At 54.0% G+C, this 18456-nt stretch carries 16 protein-coding genes; all 16 read right to left on the bottom strand.

What is annotated here, in order from left to right; translation table 11 throughout:
- Positions 1 to 26: 26 nt before the first annotated feature.
- The 16 genes from PV433_RS09295 to PV433_RS09220 all read right to left on the bottom strand — a co-directional run bounded on the left by PV433_RS09295 (position 27) and on the right by PV433_RS09220 (position 18396).
- The gene (locus tag PV433_RS09295) at positions 27 to 1112 is read right to left on the bottom strand and encodes an MraY family glycosyltransferase (protein WP_332071873.1); all 1086 of its coding nucleotides are present in this window, start codon (positions 1110 to 1112) and stop codon (positions 27 to 29) included.
- Between the two features lie 252 nt (positions 1113 to 1364).
- Positions 1365 to 2480, bottom strand: a complete 1116-nt coding sequence (gene csaB, locus PV433_RS09290; RefSeq protein ID WP_332071872.1) for a polysaccharide pyruvyl transferase CsaB — start codon at positions 2478 to 2480, stop codon at positions 1365 to 1367.
- The gene (locus PV433_RS09285; protein WP_332071871.1) at positions 2465 to 4477 is read right to left on the bottom strand and encodes a DUF5693 family protein; all 2013 of its coding nucleotides are present in this window, start codon (positions 4475 to 4477) and stop codon (positions 2465 to 2467) included. Before PV433_RS09285 ends, csaB begins: the two co-directional genes overlap by 16 nt.
- A gap of 200 nt (positions 4478 to 4677) precedes the next feature.
- On the bottom strand, positions 4678 to 6384 hold the full coding sequence (locus tag PV433_RS09280; protein WP_332071870.1) for a phospho-sugar mutase: 1707 nt from the start codon (positions 6382 to 6384) through the stop codon (positions 4678 to 4680).
- A gap of 53 nt (positions 6385 to 6437) precedes the next feature.
- Positions 6438 to 6866: a 3-hydroxyacyl-ACP dehydratase FabZ gene (fabZ, locus tag PV433_RS09275; RefSeq protein ID WP_190929246.1), complete on the bottom strand. Its 429-nt coding sequence runs from the start codon at positions 6864 to 6866 to the stop codon at positions 6438 to 6440.
- A 157-nt stretch (positions 6867 to 7023) separates the two neighbouring features.
- Positions 7024 to 7545: a CDP-alcohol phosphatidyltransferase family protein gene (locus tag PV433_RS09270; RefSeq protein WP_332071869.1), complete on the bottom strand. Its 522-nt coding sequence runs from the start codon at positions 7543 to 7545 to the stop codon at positions 7024 to 7026.
- A gap of 188 nt (positions 7546 to 7733) precedes the next feature.
- Positions 7734 to 8054, bottom strand: coding sequence for a DNA-directed RNA polymerase subunit beta (locus PV433_RS09265; RefSeq protein WP_332071868.1), 321 nt, complete (start codon positions 8052 to 8054; stop codon positions 7734 to 7736).
- A gap of 26 nt (positions 8055 to 8080) precedes the next feature.
- Positions 8081 to 8950 (bottom strand): flagellar hook-basal body protein, encoded by an 870-nt coding sequence (locus PV433_RS09260; protein ID WP_332071867.1) that lies wholly within the window; start codon positions 8948 to 8950, stop codon positions 8081 to 8083.
- A 15-nt stretch (positions 8951 to 8965) separates the two neighbouring features.
- Positions 8966 to 9862: a flagellar hook-basal body protein gene (locus PV433_RS09255; protein WP_332071866.1), complete on the bottom strand. Its 897-nt coding sequence runs from the start codon at positions 9860 to 9862 to the stop codon at positions 8966 to 8968.
- 155 nt (positions 9863 to 10017) lie between these two features.
- The gene (locus tag PV433_RS09250; protein WP_190929241.1) at positions 10018 to 11019 is read right to left on the bottom strand and encodes a rod shape-determining protein; all 1002 of its coding nucleotides are present in this window, start codon (positions 11017 to 11019) and stop codon (positions 10018 to 10020) included.
- Positions 11020 to 11203: 184 nt separating this feature from the next.
- The gene (spoIIID, locus tag PV433_RS09245; protein ID WP_190929240.1) at positions 11204 to 11491 is read right to left on the bottom strand and encodes a sporulation transcriptional regulator SpoIIID; all 288 of its coding nucleotides are present in this window, start codon (positions 11489 to 11491) and stop codon (positions 11204 to 11206) included.
- 210 nt (positions 11492 to 11701) lie between these two features.
- On the bottom strand, positions 11702 to 12430 hold the full coding sequence (locus tag PV433_RS09240) for a M23 family metallopeptidase (protein ID WP_332071865.1): 729 nt from the start codon (positions 12428 to 12430) through the stop codon (positions 11702 to 11704).
- A gap of 109 nt (positions 12431 to 12539) precedes the next feature.
- Entirely contained in the window at positions 12540 to 13577 is a 1038-nt protein-coding gene (gene spoIID / locus PV433_RS09235; RefSeq protein WP_332071864.1) for a stage II sporulation protein D, read from the bottom strand.
- Between the two features lie 186 nt (positions 13578 to 13763).
- On the bottom strand, positions 13764 to 15086 hold the full coding sequence (murA, locus tag PV433_RS09230; protein WP_332071863.1) for a UDP-N-acetylglucosamine 1-carboxyvinyltransferase: 1323 nt from the start codon (positions 15084 to 15086) through the stop codon (positions 13764 to 13766).
- A gap of 207 nt (positions 15087 to 15293) precedes the next feature.
- Complete coding sequence (locus PV433_RS09225; protein WP_190929236.1) at positions 15294 to 15545, bottom strand: DUF1146 family protein; 252 nt, start codon at positions 15543 to 15545, stop codon at positions 15294 to 15296.
- A 61-nt stretch (positions 15546 to 15606) separates the two neighbouring features.
- Positions 15607 to 18396: a S8 family serine peptidase gene (locus PV433_RS09220; protein ID WP_332071862.1), complete on the bottom strand. Its 2790-nt coding sequence runs from the start codon at positions 18394 to 18396 to the stop codon at positions 15607 to 15609.
- Positions 18397 to 18456: the final 60 nt, after the last annotated feature.

Raw genomic sequence — 18456 nt, 5'->3', positions numbered from 1 at the left:
GATTTCTTGCTTATCTTCTCTATATGCTACTTCGTCACGTTCTTCGAACGCGCCCGCAGAAACAAATTCAGTACAGGACGCTTGCCCTTGCTGACGATGCCGATCGCCTCGGCCCCAAGCTGCAGAACGAATAGAATGACTGCGACAAAAACGAGCGCGACCCACTGCGACGTCTGCGACATCAGAACGGCACACAAGCCGAAGAAGATCGAGATTCCATAAATCACGAGCACCGTCTTGCGATGGCCGAAGCCCATTTGCAGCAAGCAGTGGTGTAAATGGTTTTTGTCTGCAACCGAAATCGGCAGCTTGTTCACCTTCCGGCGCACAATGGCGAAAAACGTATCCGACAGCGGCACGCCCAAGATCAGTATCGGCACGATAAACGAGACGAGCGTCGCCTGTTTAAACCCGAGCACCGAAAGTGTGGCCAAGCAAAATCCGAGGAACAGCGCCCCCGAATCGCCCATAAAGATTTTGGCCGGGTGGAAGTTGTAGAACAAAAACCCGATGATGCTTCCCAGCAGCAAAGCGCTAAACAAAATGACCGTTACGTTGCCCATCATAATCGCCATAACGAGCATGGTGGCATTCGCGATTCCGGACACGCCGGCCGCCAGGCCGTCCAATCCGTCGATCAGATTGACCGCATTCGTAACGCCAACGATCCAGAAAATCGTAAGCGGCGCACTTAACCATTTGGTTTCAAATTCGGTGCCAAACGGCAAGTTGACCAAATCGATCTGAATATCTCCATAAAACACGATGACAAGCGCGGCAAGAATCTCGACCAGCAGCTTCGTCTTCGGCGACAAATCGAATCTATCGTCAAGCGCTCCGACCAGCACGATCATCGACCCACCGATCAGCAGAGCGGATGAGACTCTCCAGTTTAAATCATCCGTCATCGGCGCGATGACGAAAAAAGCTCCTACGAATGCCAAAAATACGGCTAGTCCGCCAAGACGCGGCATGATGCGCGTATGTACTTTGCGCTGGTTCGGCTTATCGACCGCTCCGACAAAGAAGGCAAACCTTTTAACTGCAGGCGTCAGGATGACGGCTAATACGCATGCTGCGATAAATCCAATGCCGTAGTAGTAAAACTCCATCCGACTTTCCCCACCCCCATCAATCTGTCTGCATATCCCCCAAAAATTCGTTTCTAATAGACCAACGGACCCATTATACTCCCAATCCTGAGGAAACACCAATGCGAAATTATGCAAAAACGGCTGTTTTTGGGCGGTTTTCATTGTGAAGTTGAAACTTTCCGAACATTATCATGGCGCCGACATGCGTATCGCCGTGTATCTCGCTTGGCCTTGCGTTTTCATAGCCGAATCTGCAACAATGATCCTTGTTTAACGAATACCGCCAACCATCGAGACGATCTGGCTCGCCGGCAACTGAGCCTGCTTCTTGAGACGCACAATAGCCTCCTGGTTGCGTTTCTTCCAGCCCGCCGGGTCCTCCAGAAGACGAAGTGCCTCAGCTGTCACCGCTTCCGAATTGAAGCTGCTAGTGGAGGCCGCCGCCTTTATACCGAGACGGTTCAAAAATTGGTCGATCTTCGGATCATACGAGATCCCGATAAGCGGCACTTCCTGTGACGCGGCATAGATCAGGGAATGCAGCCTCATCCCGATCAACAGATCGCAGCCGCTGACCTCCGCCAGCATATCTTGCGGGTGAACGGCGGTTTCCGTCACTTCAATCGCTGACGCCCCTGGCAGCGAACCAAGCCGGTCAATCACATACCGGGAAGCCTCCGCATCATCAGGCAGATGAAAGGGCAGAAACCGGACCGTAACCGGCCGGCTTTCCGCAATCTGCCGAATCGTGCGGGCCAGGCCTTCAAGCTCGGAACGGTCCTTGTTCCAATAGCGGACCGATACGCCCACTACCGGTTTCGAATCACGCTCCCGTTTCACCATTCCCTCTTTAAGAGGAAGGCCCATAACAGGGTCCGGCACCACTTCAACCTTGCTCCGCGCCACGCCCATCCGGGCCAACAGCTCTGCCGATTCGTCGTCACGAACCGAAATATACCGGCACTTGTTAAATACATTTCGTATAAAGGGGTAAAAAATAGGTCGGTGGACCGGTCCGATTCCTTGAGCGTATATAAAGGTAGGCTTACGGTAAAACTGCGCCATCTTCAGCACAGCCAAGTAATAAGGGATCGTTTTCAGCCCCGTCGCGTCCTGCAGCAAGCTTCCCCCGCCGCTGATCAGCCCGTCGCATTCGCGCAGCGCGCGTGCGACCTCTCCCATTCGCATCCGGTGGACGGCGGACACGCCATACATGCGGGACGTCTCTTCCGGCCGTATGGAGAGCACCACAGGCTCGATAGGGACGCCTTGACGCTCTCCTTCCGCCTGAAGCGCCAGCAGGATCGACTGCAGCACCGCCTCATCGCCGCTGTTGCGAAACCCGTAATAGCCGGACAACGCGATTCGCTTTACTTCGGACCCCATCTTCTCCATCCTCTCGCCAGCACTTCCCAGGCCGCTACATAAATCAAGCTAATGACAACCCCGAACACGATCCCGTATCCGACGCGAATCGCCGAAATATAAAGCGGCGTGTGAAGATGCGCAAACGTATCGACGATCGACAGCTGTCCCATGACCGCTCCGGCGAACAGGAAGATCGCACTCCGGTGCTTCACATACATATAGGCGGCCAGAATAAACACCGGGTGAGCAAAGATGAACTCTTTAAACCGCGGGCGTACTCCCAATCCGTTCTCCAAATAGGTACGCATCAGCATTTCCATCTGCGAGGCTTGTCCTTCGTTGCCGGTCCGCGTCAGATAGTAGTAGATCACGCCGCCGAATACCGCCGCGAGAACAATCCAGATGACGGTGATTTTAGCAAACAACAGCTGGCGCGCCCGTTCCCAGACGTCTCGAAGCCCGTTCGATTCCGCAAACAACAGAGCATACAAGCCAACGAGAAAAATCGGCAGTAAATGCAAAAGCCCGACTCCCCGGTACTGCTCCAACACGAGATAATACGTAATCCCGCTCAGCAGACCGACGACATACATCACGCCGATTACCGTCACGAGCGAAGTTCCAAGGAATATCATCAGAGCCCCGATCCAGCTCAAGCTTGGCCTGTCGGTTTTACGTTTTTGAATGTATCGGATTGCCAGGATCGTCGCGAGCGTAGGCGCGCATACGCCGACACCGAACGCCATCGCTTGCAGAGCCAGCGACTTGGACAAGACGAACAAGCCGAGAACTCCAACCGTGCCGATCCCAAACGATGCAGTGACCAGCGCCGGAAGAAACAGGCCGATCGTAAGCGCGATAAGCGCCGCTCCCCCCACCAGCAGCACCAGCTTAAGCGGCTCCAGCACCTTTCCGTGCTCTACGAAAGGATGAGCCTCCCCGAGCTGATAGCCGGCCGCTTCGATCCGTTTCACGGCGCCTTCCGGACCGTTCAACCCGGTTATAATGTTCTCGAGGTAATCGTTCATGAATCCTTTATCCATATCTTTGGCTGTTCTCGTATTGAGGAACAACATCCGCATATTGCGGTCTTTGACGGCAAGCACCAGCTTGTCCGCAATTTGCTCCGGCTTCAGATTCGCTTCCGTTTCAAATAACGGGAAAAGCCGGACCACATTGTTGTCTAAACGATCGGCGAAGCTTACGGTAAACCCTTTCTGAGGGACTTTCAACCGTTCGATCGCAGCCGTTCCCATTCCGTATTTCTTCATAAGCTCGGCGGTTTTTGGAACGTTGTTTTTCTCCGGGTCCTCGTCGTATCCGGTCACAGCCGTTCCGTCAAAGACGATCCGATTGACGCCGCGCTGGCTAAGCTTCTTCAGCAAGTCCTCCAGCTCCGACTCGGAATAAGGCTGCATCCGGTCGGACAATCTCGCGACAATGCGAAATCCTTGCTTCTGCAGCATGTCCATCGCGATCGGGTCCGGCTCCATCGGCTTCGTATTCGCTTCTTCGTACGGAAGACCGATGATCAATCCCTGCCGGTTGTTATGCGTCCAGGTCGTGACTTTGGCCTTTACCCGGTCCCGGTACGTCCGCTCCATAATCGGTTGGAGCTTGTCCTTGGCCTCCTGGCTGGCGAACAATAAATACGTATTGTTCTCGCCCTGAACGATCGGAGTGCCCGTCAGAAGCGAATATTCCTGAGCATTGTACACTTGAATGCGGCGGCTGTTCTTCAATTCCTCCAGCGAGCTCTCATACACCGCCATACTTTCGATTCCGGCCCCTTTCATCGTCTGGAGCCATTCCTGAATATAAGCTTCCGGATTCGGCTTGTACGCCGCCGATTCGAGAAGATCGCGATAATCGAAGACGATGTCGACGTTTTTGGTCGACCGTTCCGTGTTGACACGCTCGTAAGCGAGCGGTACGGAAGCGAGCAATCCTAGGATCACTACCCACCAAAGCCATTTCCGTGCGCGTTCATTCACCGATAAATACCGCTGAAGCAAACTATTCACTCCTCATTGCATGTCGTATAGGCTCGTCTATAAAGCCGGCAAGTACGTGCAGAGCCCCGGCAGCAAAACCCGGAAAACCTCTCCGAAGCGACGCCGCCGCACAGAACTGCGGGCGGCGCGGATGCCCGAAGAGGTTCCGCTGCCTGTACCAAAAGCTAAGGTGCGATGCCGGACATCGCCATTAGCCTGATTTATTGAAACCGGTCGACCCGGGCCATCACGTCGGTCCGAAGCTGTTCCAGCCTTGCGCTTGCTTCCTCGCCCGTAGCGCCGCGTACGGCGAAGTACGTTTTGATTTTGGGCTCCGTACCGGACGGCCGCAAGCAGAACCAGGAGTCGTCGGCCAAAGTAAACTTCAGCACATTTTCCGCCGGCAGCCCGTCTATGCCTTGTGAATAATCCTGTACCCGAACGACCGGGACGCCCGCGATCTGGACAGGAGGTGTTTGACGCCAGTCCTCCATAATGCCCCAGATCTGTTCCAGGCCGTCCTTCCCTTTCAGCGTGCGCGATTCCAGACACTCCCGGAAATAACCGTGTTCGGCGTACAGCTCCTGAAGAACATCGTAGAGCGTCTTGCCCTGGCTTTTGTAATAGGCGGCCGCTTCGCAGATCAGCATCGAAGCCAGCACAGCGTCTTTATCGCGGCAATACGTTCCCGCCAAATACCCGTAGCTTTCTTCATAGCCGAACAAAAAGCGGTATTGCCCGGTTCGCTCGAATTCGGTCATCTTCTCGCCGATGTATTTAAACCCGGTGAGCGTATTCATCACCCGGACTCCGAAGCTCTCGGCGATCGCCGCCCCCATCTCGCTCGTAACGATTGTCTTGATCAGCACGCCGTTATCCGGCAGCTCCCCTCGCTGCTTCAAGCTCTCCAGCAAATAATGAGCCATGATCGCACCGGACTGGTTGCCGCTGAGCACGACATATTCCCCTTGGTCGTTTTTGACGACCGCACCCATCCGGTCGCAATCGGGATCGGTCCCGATCAGGATGTCCGCCTGTTTCTCCTTAGCCAGCGCAAGCGCTAGAGTGAACGCTTCCCGCTCTTCCGGATTCGGAGACTTGACGGTCGAGAAATTAGCGTCCGGCTGCTCCTGTTCCGGCACTATATGGACGTTCTTGAAGCCGATCCGGTTCAACACGCTGCGTACCGCCAGATTGCCCGATCCATGAAGAGGGGTATACACCAGATGGAAACGGTCGCTGACCGATCGAATCACTTCCGAATGCAGGCTCATCTGGGCCACAGCGCTTGCGAACGCTTCATCCACTTCTTCCCCGATCCACTCCAGAAGCCCTTCGGCCTCAGCCCGGCTGCGCTCCAGCCGCTTGACCTTCTCCAGCGCATCCACCGTCTGAATTGCCGCAAGGACGCGTTCCGCATCGCGGGGAACGAGCTGCCCTCCGTCGCTGCCGTACACTTTGTAGCCGTTATATTCAGGCGGATTATGACTGGCCGTGATGACAATGCCCCCGGTCGCTCCCAAGTGACGTACCGCAAAAGACAGCTCGGGAGTCGTGCGAAGCGATTCGAACACATACGCCTTCACGCCGTTACCCGCCAACACAAGCGCGGCTTCCAGGGCAAATTCGGGCGATTGGTTGCGGGAATCGTAAGCGATCGCTACGGAAGGCTGACCGGATGCAACCTGCTTTACAAATTGGGCCAACCCTTGAGTCGCCTGGGCGACCGTATACCGGTTCATCCGGTTCGTCCCCGCTCCTATGACGCCTCTTAGTCCTCCCGTTCCGAATTCCAAATCGCGATAGAAGCGATCTTCGATCTCTTTGTCGTTTCCTTGAAGGGAGCTCAGCTCCTGCCGGGTCTCGTCATCGATCAACGGATCGTTCAGCCACAGCTCGTATTTGGCCAGCGCTTGTTCCAAACTCAAATCCCATCTCTCCCGAACTCAATATCGTGCACGTAAACACGTTACGTACCGGCTTACGGATTAGCCAGCGCGAACATCAGCTCGCCCTCGGCTACAATCTTCTCTCCTACTTTGGCTACGCCGCGGCACTTGGCGATCGACCCTTTCATCCGGGTAATCTCAGCCTCTAAGATGAGTGTATCGCCGGGCTTCACCTGTTCCCGGAAGCGGAAACCGTCGATACCGGCGAATAGTCCGATTTTGCCTTTATTCGCTTCCACCTTCAGCATCGCAACTCCTGCGACTTGAGCAAGCGCTTCGGCGATCAGGACGCCGGGCATAACCGGGTATCCGGGGAAATGGCCTGCGAAGAACGGTTCGTTTACCGTTACATTTTTGAGACCGACTGCCCGTACCCCGGCCTCCACTTCCAAAATGCGATCCACGAGGAGAAACGGATAGCGGTGCGGTATCGTTTCTTGTATTTCCGTAATGTCCATCATCAATGTTTTTCCCCTTTCCCGTCTGCTGCTGTATAAAATGCCAGCGGTTAACTTAAACTAGTGAATGTCCCTTCACGACCTGCAGTAGTGAAGGTTGATATAAGGGGGCATATGATGCGGACTCCGATACAGTCTATACATATGCTCCTTTTTAACGTTAATTCGCGGTGTCCGTTTCCCGGTTCAAAGCCAGGAACAAAACGATATAAATAGCCGAGGCTATAAACGATACGCCGATAACAAACCACAGGTAGGCGACCGCGAACGAGAAATCAAAAAAGATAAACAGAAAGGCCATATAAAATAAAACAGTCGTAAGCTTCCCTAAGCTGTTGGCCGGCACCGTTCGCTTGCCCCGGAAATGGAAAAAAGCGGAGCCTGCGATCATGCCAGCATCACGGATAAACATAGCCACTGCGGCTTGCCACGGAATCATGCCGGATGCGAGCAGCGAGATGATCACGGTCAGCATCATGCATTTGTCGGCGAGCGGATCGAGCATTACGCCAACCTGGGTTATCTGTCCCCTCTTGCGGGCCAAATAACCATCCAATATATCGGTCGCCCCTGCCAGTACGACTATGAAAAAAGCCGTTTTGAGTTGATTCGTGCTGAAAAAGACGACGTATACCGGGATCAGCGCGAATCGACTTAACGTCAATAGGTTCGGCAAGTTCACCCGTTTCTCTCCCCCGAATCTTTCTTCCATACCCATCCATTATACCGTTGTTAACCCAAAAATAAAACTCCCCGAAGCGGGGAGTTAACGATCGTATAGTGGATGCGAAGCCAGAACGGATACCGTGCCTTGGCTCCGTGATCCCAAGACCGCCTCCGCCGCACAGTTGATACATTCCGCCCCCCGCACTAGTTGGCAAATACTAGATCGAACAGATGCTTCCAAGTATCCCATTCCCAGATGTCCGATCCTTCTCTGCCCCCGATGTAGGCGTATCCGAGCCAAAGTCCGACGACGACGGCGATTACGCATAGAACCGGCACTAGCAGCGCTCTCAGCAAGCCTAGCAGCAGCCTCACCCATCGCCGTCTCAGCTTTCGCTTCGCCTGCGGCTTCTCTTTGGCGTCCTGCTGGGGCTTTGCTTTTGCCTGACCGCTCGAGACCGTTTTCGCCCCTCCCCCTACGTTCGGCTTTGGTTTGGAACGGACATCGGTATTATGTTCATTCATTGCTGGCCTCCTTAAAAAAAGCCGGATTAGCCGCGAAGCGAATTCGCCAAAGACATCATGTTGTCGGCGGATGTGAGAGCTTTGGCGTTAAGCTGGTAAGCTCGCTGCGTCAACATCAGCTCCGTTATTTCTTCGGCCATATTGACGTTGGATTGCTCCAAAAATCCTTGATGCACTTTCACTTTGGCGGCTTCCGGGTTTTGTCCGTCGGTAGCGGCGACCCTTAGCACTTCCCCAAGGGCCGGGTCGATCTCGTCCGGCAGCGTGTACAGGTTATCGCCCAACTGCTGCAGCAATTGCGGACGAACGACCTGTACCAGCTTCAGCTGTCCGGCTGCGACAGGCTGATCGGGCTGAAGGTCGTTATAGACCGAGATCGTGCCGTCCGACCCCACCGTAATCCGGCGGTTATTCGGTATCGCTATAGGCTCGTCGTTGGCATTCAGTACCAGATGGCCTTCTCTTGTCGTTAAATAAACGTTCTCGGTATCTCCCGGCTGCGGTTTAAGCGAGAACGCTCCGTCACGTGTCCACGCCGCCCGCTGTACCGGTTCACCGTTCTCATCCAGGGACGGAATGAGAATTTCGAACAAGGCATCTCCCTCGATCGCCAGATCGGTAGGAGAGTCGGTTTGCTTCAGCGACCCCTGTGCCAGGATCGTCTGAATTTGACTGAGCTTGGCGCCCCAGCCTTGAGTCAAGCCGAGCGGGGACATGCGGCCCGCCTGCTGGAACGCTTCCGGCTGCCGCATCGTCGTGGTCAAAATATCGTGAAACGTCGCTTCTTGTCGTTTAAAGCCGGTTGTATTCATATTGGCCATATTATTAGAAATAATATCAAGCTTCTGCTGCAAACCCTGCATGGAGACGAATGAGTTGATCATCGAATGGTTCATAGGCCGTTACCCCTTCTACACTCTTCCGACTTCGTTCACGGCTTTTTCCAAGCTTCTGTCATAAGCTTGTACCGCTTTTTGATTGGCTTCGTACATCCGGGAAGCGGTCATCATATCGACCATCGCCTGAGCAGGGTCGACATTCGAGCTTTCTACAAAGCCCTGTCTCACTTCCACATTATCGCCCGCCGCCACCTGTACGACATTCCCGGCGTCTTCCGCTTCCACCCGCAGCAATCCCGATCCTTCCGGAATCATCCGGATCGGATTGTCTACGCGCGAGATCAGCATGCGGACCGGATTGTCCTCCGCGTCGAGAAGAGCTTGTCCATTCGTGGAATCCAGCAATTGGCCGAAGCGGTTGACGGTTAAATTCGTAATCGGTATTTGCGTATCCAGATCGATCAATACGATCGGCTGCCCGTTATCCCGGAGGACTTGATATCCTTCGGCCGTGACAAGCTCGCCTTGCCCGTTAACGTTAAACTTGCCGTTGCGGGTGTAGCGCTGCTCGCCCGCTTCATTCAGAACGGTGAAAAAAGCTTGCGGCTGGAAAATCCGCTGTCCGTCCTCCGTAATCGTTTTACCTCCGTTAAACTGCATCCCTTCCACCTGAATATCAGACACGATGGCGAAATCAAACGGATTGGACGTCTCGCGGAGAACGCCTTGCAGATTCACGGTCAGTGCTTCCTCCGCCAGCACGCCGGTATTCAGCCGCCCCCGGTTCACCGTCTCCATCCCCGGCTTGCCCTCCATCAGCGCGATGAGCATCTCGGGAAAGGAACGGGATACGGCGCTGCCTTGCTTAAATCCGGGCGTATTGATATTGGCGATATTATTCGTAATCGTATCGTGCTTGCGCTGCTGCGACAGCATGCCGGATGCTGCGGTATACAGTCCTCTTAGCATGGGGGAAGGCCTCCTCTATAGATCAACCGGAAGTGAAGTTCCGCTGCGTGCACATCCTTGCCAGCTTCACTGAATCGGTAAACTTACGCAAGAAAAACCACCTTCGGCGAAGGCCTCCGGCTAATTTTTCCTGCTCGTTCTATATATCGGCACAATCACCCGAATTTTTTCTTTGTAACTTTATCCAGATTATCCAGCATAATTCCAGTCCCGCGAACGACGCAGCTCATCGGGCTGTCGGCGACGAGGACCGGAACCTTCAACTCGTCTGCGAGCAATTGGTCGAGACCGTGCAGCAGCGCTCCGCCGCCGGTCAAAATAACGCCGCGGTCGATAATATCCGCCGACAATTCCGGAGGCGTCCGCTCCAGAACGACTTTGGCCGCGGATACGATCGAGGATACCGATTCCCACAACGCTTCCTTCACTTCGTCGGAACGGATCGTTACCGTTTGCGGCAGACCTGATACCATATCCCGGCCCCGGATGTCCATCTCTTCCTTGCGCGTATCAGAATACACCGTTCCGATCTTCAGCTTGATATCTTCCGAAGTCCGTTCCCCGATCAGCAGCTTGTACTTCGACTTTATGTATTTCATAATCGCGGCGTCGAACTTGTCCCCCGCGATTTTGATGGAAGATGAGGTTACGATGTCTCCCATGGACAATACGGCGACATCGGTCGTCCCGCCGCCAATATCGACCACCATATTGCCGCTAGGCTGGAATATATCCATTCCAGCCCCGATTGCTGCGGCCTTCGGTTCCTCTTCCAAATAAACTTCCCTTGCGCCGCTCCGCTCCGCTGCTTCGCGAATCGCTTTTTGCTCAACGGACGTAATGTTGGCAGGCGCACAAATTAATATCCGCGGGTGGCTGTACCAGCGCTTCCCCCCGACCTTCGATATAAAATGCTTCAGCATCAGTTCCGTAATCTCAAAGTCGGCAATGACGCCATCCTTCAGAGGACGGATCGCCACAATATTGCCGGGCGTACGCCCAACCATCCTGCGCGCTTCTTCCCCGACAGCGAGAACCCGCTTAGCATCGCTTTCAATAGCGACGACGGACGGTTCATCCAAGACGACGCCCCGTCCCTTTACATGAATAAGTACGTTAGCCGTTCCTAAATCGATTCCGATATCTTTGCTAATCATCCTACAATCCTCCCGAGAACGTTACGGTGCCATGCCGACCTCGCACGACGTCACTTGTACCGTCCGCGGGCGAATTTGATCCGTGGCATTCCTGCTTACACATAAGTATACCTATTTCGACAACTTTTTCAAAACTCCTCTTTTTGTAGGAATAATTAGACGGAGTAAAAGTTGAGGCGGCGGGCTACCTGGCCGTAACCAGATGATCGGCAGGCTTCTGCTGGCGGCTCCGTTTGTACTTGACCTTCGTCGCTTCTCCTCCCCGTAAGTGCCGGATCGACTTGTGGTACTCGAGAATCAACTTCACCTGGTTGGCCAGTTCCGGATTGATCTCGGGCAGCCGTTCCGTCAAATCTTTATGAACCGTGCTTTTCGATACTCCGAATTCCTTGGCAATCGTACGGACCGTCTGCCTGGTTTCCACTAGACTGCGCCCGATCTTGATCGTACGCTCTTTGATGTAATCGTGCACGCCCCTCGCCTCCCTACTCGAGTTGGTTTGGTACAGTATATGAGGGGCAGGGCCATATATTCTTTGTTTCCAAGCCTGACAAGCTTGCCTGTTCAATTATTTTTGGAAAATCCCCCGTACATACGCGATACCATTTCCTTCCCAACAAAAAAAAGCGGAAGAAAATCCTTCCGCTTTCGTCTAACATTTCGGCTAAATACTTCCAGCTAGTTACTCGATAATCAGCGATTCCGGGTTAACAGGCGATCCGTTTTGACGAACTTCGAAGTGAACGTGAGTGCCCATTTCCTTCTCCAGCTCGTTGCGTCCAGCAACGGCGATGACGTCGCCCTTCTTCACTTGAACGTCCTTGGCCACTTTAACGTCCGACAAGCTTTGGTAAATGGAAACCGTTCCGTCTTGATGCGTAATTTCGACCAGTTGGCCGACGATCGGATCTTTTTCGACACGGGTTACTTTTCCGCTCATAGCGGCAAGTACGTCGAACGGCTGATCGTCTTCACGACCCAGATCCACCCCGACATGCGGCGTAAGCGTATCGCCATACTCGATCATAGCGGCTTGGCGAACTTCATGGGAAGCTTTCGTGTCGAAGAAATGCAGCAGCACTTCAACCTCGTTTTTGTCTTTCACCGGCCATTGCATCGTTTCGGCAGTTGCGGCTACAGGCAGAGCATCCGGCTTGTCAGTGGGACCCGATACGTCCTGCGTCTTCGAGACGCCGAGACCGAGGTCTTGTTCGGACAAGTTCTTGACGCCCGAATCCGTGTAGACCCACATTAACGTTAAGATAATTGCCGCTGCTGCCATGTACGTCGCCGGAAACACCCACTTCTTGGCTAACAGTCGCTTCCAGTTGGAAGGCTTTACGGCTCCATCGGTCGATTTTGGAGCACTCTCTTCGGTCTTCAATTCTTGTTCTTTGTTTTGATCACTCATGTTATATCACCTCAGTCACCATTGTTGCCAGATCGCTAGGTTTTATACGTGAGGTGATAGTTTTTTGAGTTTCCCTTTCAAAAAAATTCCGCCTGCATCAACACTTTGCTTAAGCGGGCGGTCCTAGTAAAGCCGATACGCGGCTCAGCTCTACCCCCTGATAGTAGTATTTGAGAATCGTCTCTGCACTTTTCCCTTCCTTGGCCATCCCGTTCGCGCCCCATTGGCTCATACCGACGCCGTGTCCGTATCCGTAAGTCGTAATCTCAATCCGCGAGCCGCTTATTTTCCAGGTGAATTGCGAAGAGTTCAGCTCCAGCTTCTCCCGCATCTCCCTGCCGGTAAAAGACTTCCCGCCGGCCGACACCGTTTTGATCCGATGCCCGGACGTCGTCGCTAGCACCTTCATCGCTCCGCTGCCGGTTGCGGCGGTCGGTACGGACGTAATGCCGAGTTTCTTGAAAAATTCCTGCAGACTCATGGTTTTCGTCTCCATATATTTCGGAGAAAGCTCTTTGTCCCATGGGCTCGGTACGCTGCGCAAGTACGGGATATAGTCCCTCCAGTATTCCTCCGAGTTTTCCGTGTACCCGTTGCTGGTGGAGAAAAACGAAGCTTGTATCGGCTTGCCTTGATACGTTACGACCACTCCCGCCGTCTCGTTGACGGCGCGATTCAGCTTGTCCAGCCGGGATGGATAATCGGCCTCTCCCCAGTTCGCCTTCATTTGTTCCTCGCCGATATACGCTTGATGGGCTACCGTATCGGTAACGACCGCCCCTTGAACCGGCACTTGAGAGGAGTCGCCCTCCAGAAGCCGTTTGACAATATATGTCCGTGAAGCGATCGCCTGAGCCTTTAACGCTTCGAACTCGAAATTCGCCGGCATTTCGGCAGCAACTACATTGCGGACATACGTCTCCAGTGGCACTTGGTCGATCTTTTGTTCCCGGGTCAAATAAATCGGTACGAGCAAAGGCTTGGTCTGCTGCTCCAGCCGGGTCTGCGGGAAGTCTGCCGTGCTCAATACGCTGACGGACCCGCTCCTTTTCGCTACGATTCCCGGCAATAACAGCGTTACGGTCAGCAGCGCGGCGGCGATCGTAGTTGCGGGCAGCCACGGCTGAATGGAAGTACGGTTTCTCATCAGGTTCCTCCGTAAAATGAATAGGATCGGCTGTTCTAGCGATCTTTGATTTCATTTTATGAGAGGAGTAGAGCTCATAGAACCTGTTCCGGCCTCACTTGCAACCCGTGATAGAAAAGAAAAAACCGGCTTCACTTTACTAGTGAGTGCCGGTCGGCTGTCCCAAAACGATAGGGGGTTGTCGATTTAAGCCCATGTGGGCTGTATGGAAAAGATTTTCATTTCCTGGGCCACTTGCTCGGTCTGTTCCTCCGGCTCGTAGCGACGAATGTCCGCTCCCAATTCACGAAGCTTGCGCTCGATATCGACATAACCCCTGTCGATATGATGAACGCCAGTGATCTCGGTCTCGCCGTCGGCAACCAAAGCCGCCAAAATCAATGCCGCGCCTGCGCGCAAGTCGGTTGCGCATACTTTGGCTCCGCGGAGCTTCGTATTGCCGCTTACGATAGCGGTGCGACCGTCCACCTTGATCTGTGCCTGCATGTTGCAAAACTGCTCCACATGCATAAACCGGTTCTCGAACACGGTCTCCGTAACGATGCCGGTCCCGTCCGAGACGGTAAGCAGCGCCATCATCTGAGACTGCATATCGGTCGGAAATCCCGGATACGGCAACGTCTTCACATCCACTGCCCGCAGCGGCCGGTCAATCGATACGAGCAAGCCGTTCTCGTCTTCCCCGATCGTCACTCCCATTTCCTGAAGCTTGGAGATAACCGGCCTTAGATGATCCGCAATCGCTCCTTCGATATAGACCGTGCTGCCGGATATCGCTGCAGCGATCATAAACGTGCCCGCTTCGATCCGGTCCGGAATTACTGTATGTACCGTGCCTTGCAGACTTTCCACTCCGTCAATCCGGATCACTCCGGTTCCCGCTCCCCGAATCCGGGCGCCCATCGCATTAAGGAAGTTAGCCAAATCGACAATTTCCGGTTCGCGTGCGGCGTTCTCGATCAGGGTTGTGCCTTCCGCCAAAGTCGCAGCCATCATTATGTTCTCGGTCGCCCCTACACTGGCCACGTCCAAATAAATCTTGGCTCCGCGCAAACGGCCTTTCACCCGGGCTTCGATATAACCCTGTCCGAGTCCGATCTCGGCGCCCATCGCCTCAAAGCCCTTCAAATGCTGGTCGATGGGACGAGTCCCGATCGCACATCCTCCCGGCAAGGCGATCCGCGAATATCCCGTTCGGGCGAGCAGCGGACCCATGACCAGAAACGACGCTCTCATTTTGCGCACCCACTCGTAAGGGGCTTCGCACGATTCCAGCTGCTCGGCATTGACCCGAATCGTCTCATTATAATAATGGACACGTGCACCCAGCGATCTGAGGACTTGACTGATGGTCATGACGTCATCTAGAGGCGGCGCGTCATGAATGACGCACTCCCCTTTCGTAGCCAGCAACGATGCCGCGATAATCGGAAGCACGGCGTTTTTGGCTCCGCTAATTTTGATCCTACCCGACAATCGCTTGCCGCCGCGGACGATTATTTTGCTCATCTTGTTCCCCTCCGCGTTTCCAATGCCCAACGTTCAGTTTACACCCGGGGTCTAACCGTGACAACTGTAAATTCGTGGCTCCCGTCGTGCATACAGCTAAAGATTTCGTAGCCGCTTCTCAATTTGGAACGGTGGCTTGCGCATCTAATCAATATATTTCGGTGTATTACCATTGTTGACAACATACGACATTGTTATTCGGTAGCGTTAAAACATCCCTTTGAGCAACGTCGACCAGTTGTAATAATCAAGCACGAATCGCGCGATCTGGTAACCAAGGGCGATCGACAGAAGCACTTGCAGCATTTTGGCGGGAGCGCTTCGCGGCTGCTTGACGAACAGATCGAAGCGGAACTGCTGCAGCGCCCACCAGGATAACCCGATACAGAGCAATACGACGGTAATAGAGACAAGCCCCGTCATTCCCATGGAGAATTCCAAGGCATTCGAGATGTCCATCCGATTCGATCATCCTTTCCTCCGGAAGCGCAGCTTCGCGGTTTGGCAAGCTGTGCTTCAATTATCGGTTCATAATTCTCTCCAGCATAACCGTAAACTCCGCCCGAGTCGTCGACACATCCGGACGGAACGTACCGTCGTCATAACCGGTAAGCCAGCCTTCCGCCTTCATTTGCTTCAAAATCGGAAGCGCCCAGAAGTCATGTCCGATATCGGTAAAAGGAACATCCCCGCGCAGCTTGCCGCCGAGCCGGAGCGCATTGGAGAACAGCGACGCCATCTCCACACGCCTCAGCTTGCCGTCAGGATCGAATCGGCCGTCCGGATATCCTTGCACCACACCGGCTTGCAGCGCCTTCGATACACTGTCGTAAGCCCAGTGGCTTTCAGGCAGATCCGGAAAAGTGACAGGGCGTTTCTTCGAATATTCGAACGCTTTAACAAGGAGAGTCACGGCTTCCGCGCGTGATATGCTTGCTTCCGGGCGAAACGTATAATTGCCGTAGCCCTCTATGATTTTCGCGGCCGACAATTCGACGATCGCATCCTGCGCCCAATGACCGGTTATATCGGTAAAGCCGCCCACCAGTACATCCGTGTGGAGGCGAAGCCGGTACAGTTGTTCCTGAAAGGCTTCATCCGGCGTCATGCGGATATAATAGGTTCCGGCATTTAGCGGAATGGACATCGCAAGTTTGCCGGTGGTCCGGTCGCTTGTCTGGCTTACGACCGGGGAAAGTGCGTTCGTCTGTAAAACGGCGGTTACTTGCCGGCCGACCGGAATATCCGTCATCGAGAAATCGACGAGGCTGCGCTCCGCAATCGTGAACTTGAAATAATCGACATCCGTCGACCGGTCGAACACTCCCTCGTACTCCGTATCTGTTTGGAGGACCGTTGCCTGATACGGACGATCATTCGGTTCGTTCGGGTCCATATATTTCGGCTCGTATACGATTTCGAGCGTATATTCCCCAATTGTAGCTTCAGGCGTTACCTTGCCGGCCTTAAAATAATAAGTGCCCGGAAAAGCCTGGAACGAATGCGACTCGAAATCCCCGTCGTCGTTGTCGTCGATCGTAACGCCCCGTTCGCTCTTCTTCTGAACCGTTAATATCGGATCCATCCGCTTCGTGTCCGGAGTGAGCGTTACCGTTACGTTGCCCGACTGTTCGAACGTCATCGAGAACCAGTCCTCGTCGCCTTCCCTATCAAAGGTTCCTTTTACCGATTGGCTTCGCGGAGCCAGCTTAAAAGCTTGATATTGACGATCGTTATCTTCAAAAGAATCGCGATAAATGGAAAAATAGCTAGTCAGACGGTAAGGCCATAACATCGGTTCGCTGCTATTCTCGAATTGGAGCGCGATCCGGTTTATTCCTTGGGATACTTTCAACTGTACGTACTTGCCCGGTACTGCCTTATACGCATAAACCCCCGCTGATCCGACATGAGTCAGCTTCACATCCGACGGCACAGGCGTATCCGAGAGCAGCATCATATGAAGCGTCCCGTCATACGGAACATCGATATAAAACCAGTCGACATCGGTCCCGCCGCTCAGTTCGGCGGAAATCATCCGGCCGGCCGTATAAGGCTTCGCTTCCGCCCTGCTGTTATTCGGTTCATACATGTCCGGCAGGAGCGGTTCGTTCCAGGCCCGATCCACCCGCAACAAGCCGTACCCGGTGCGCTCGTCCCATCCGGCTTCGCCGATATCGTCCGCCGTCTGCCGCAGCAGGCTGCGCACCTCATGGGCCTTCATATACGGGTACTTCGCCCATATCATCGCAGCAGCGGCCGCCACCTGCGGTGCAGCCATCGACGTGCCGTCCTGATACTCGTACTTATTTCCGATAGCGGTAGTAAAAACAGACCAAGGCGCAACCAGATCCAGTTCCGGCCCGTAGTTCGACCGTTCCTCAATCGCGTTATTTTCACCCACGCCTCCAACCGCCAGCACAGTCGGATAGGCAGCCGGATAACGGACATTGCGTCCTTCATCGTTGCCCGTAGCCGCGATCAGCATTACATTATGATCTTCTGCGTATTGTACAATTTCCTGCAAATAAGCGTCGTTGCGCAGAAGTCCGACGGATAACACGACAATTTTGGCCCCGTTGTCGACCGCATAACGAATACCTTCGCCCAGCTTGTCCTCGTCCCCGCGGCCGCTAGGCTCCAACGCCTTGATCGGCATAATGCTGGCTTTCCACAGCATCCCCGCTACACCCTTGCTATTGTTCACGACAGCTGCGATAACTCCGGCTACATTGGTCCCGTGTCCGTTGTCATCGCGCGGCGGTATGTTCGGTTGAATCAGGTTAACGCCAGGCACCAGATTGCCCTTCAGATCGGCATGGCTCAGATCCACGCCCGTATCGACTATAGCAATAACTACCGATTCCGTTTCCGTTCCGCTAACCTCTTGCCAGACGTCGGTAGTATGAGTTCTCTGCAAATACGTTTGTTTATCGATAAAAGGGTCATTGGAAGCCGCGGCCGAAATCCCGACCTTCCGGTTGGGCACAATATACTGCACACCCGGAGAGTTTTCCCATTCCGCCAGCCACTCGGCACTGTTCACGCCCGCTCCCGGACGCGCTACTACTGTGCCGGACAAGCCATACTCCCGCTCGATCATACTTTTCGCTGTAAACGTCGGATCGGGGCTCCCTTTCCACTTTATAATATAGGTGGATGAATCGGCCGCTTCCGTTATTGCCGGGGAAATAGTCGGCAAGGCCGCTTCCGCCCGATTCGGCAGCCAAAATGAGTATAGGTCCAGCGCAACCCATACAATCGCAAATAAACCGATCCACGCTAAACGCTTCCGCCCGTTTTGTATCATGGATGTTGTCCTCTTCATGTCATTCTTGATTTTGTCCGAACGTATACATTTCGCCATTAT

This window comes from Paenibacillus sp. GYB004, from assembly GCF_036577605.1.
Classification (GTDB): domain Bacteria; phylum Bacillota; class Bacilli; order Paenibacillales; family NBRC-103111; genus Paenibacillus_AB; species Paenibacillus_AB oceani.
The sequence above is the reverse complement of the archived record's forward strand: the minus strand, read 5'-3'. Positions and strand labels throughout refer to the sequence as shown.

Coding starts and splice junctions, on each gene's coding strand:
- PV433_RS09295 (WP_332071873.1), bottom strand. CDS start 1,112: ATGGAGTTTTACTACTACGGCATTGGATTTATCGCAGCATGCGTATTA.
- csaB (WP_332071872.1), bottom strand. CDS start 2,480: ATGGGGTCCGAAGTAAAGCGAATCGCGTTGTCCGGCTATTACGGGTTT.
- fabZ (WP_190929246.1), bottom strand. CDS start 6,866: ATGATGGACATTACGGAAATACAAGAAACGATACCGCACCGCTATCCG.
- PV433_RS09265 (WP_332071868.1), bottom strand. CDS start 8,054: ATGAATGAACATAATACCGATGTCCGTTCCAAACCAAAGCCGAACGTA.
- PV433_RS09260 (WP_332071867.1), bottom strand. CDS start 8,950: ATGAACCATTCGATGATCAACTCATTCGTCTCCATGCAGGGTTTGCAG.
- PV433_RS09255 (WP_332071866.1), bottom strand. CDS start 9,862: ATGCTAAGAGGACTGTATACCGCAGCATCCGGCATGCTGTCGCAGCAG.
- PV433_RS09250 (WP_190929241.1), bottom strand. CDS start 11,019: ATGATTAGCAAAGATATCGGAATCGATTTAGGAACGGCTAACGTACTT.
- PV433_RS09240 (WP_332071865.1), bottom strand. CDS start 12,430: ATGAGTGATCAAAACAAAGAACAAGAATTGAAGACCGAAGAGAGTGCT.
- spoIID (WP_332071864.1), bottom strand. CDS start 13,577: ATGAGAAACCGTACTTCCATTCAGCCGTGGCTGCCCGCAACTACGATC.
- murA (WP_332071863.1), bottom strand. CDS start 15,086: ATGAGCAAAATAATCGTCCGCGGCGGCAAGCGATTGTCGGGTAGGATC.
- PV433_RS09225 (WP_190929236.1), bottom strand. CDS start 15,545: ATGGACATCTCGAATGCCTTGGAATTCTCCATGGGAATGACGGGGCTT.
- PV433_RS09220 (WP_332071862.1), bottom strand. CDS start 18,396: ATGATACAAAACGGGCGGAAGCGTTTAGCGTGGATCGGTTTATTTGCG.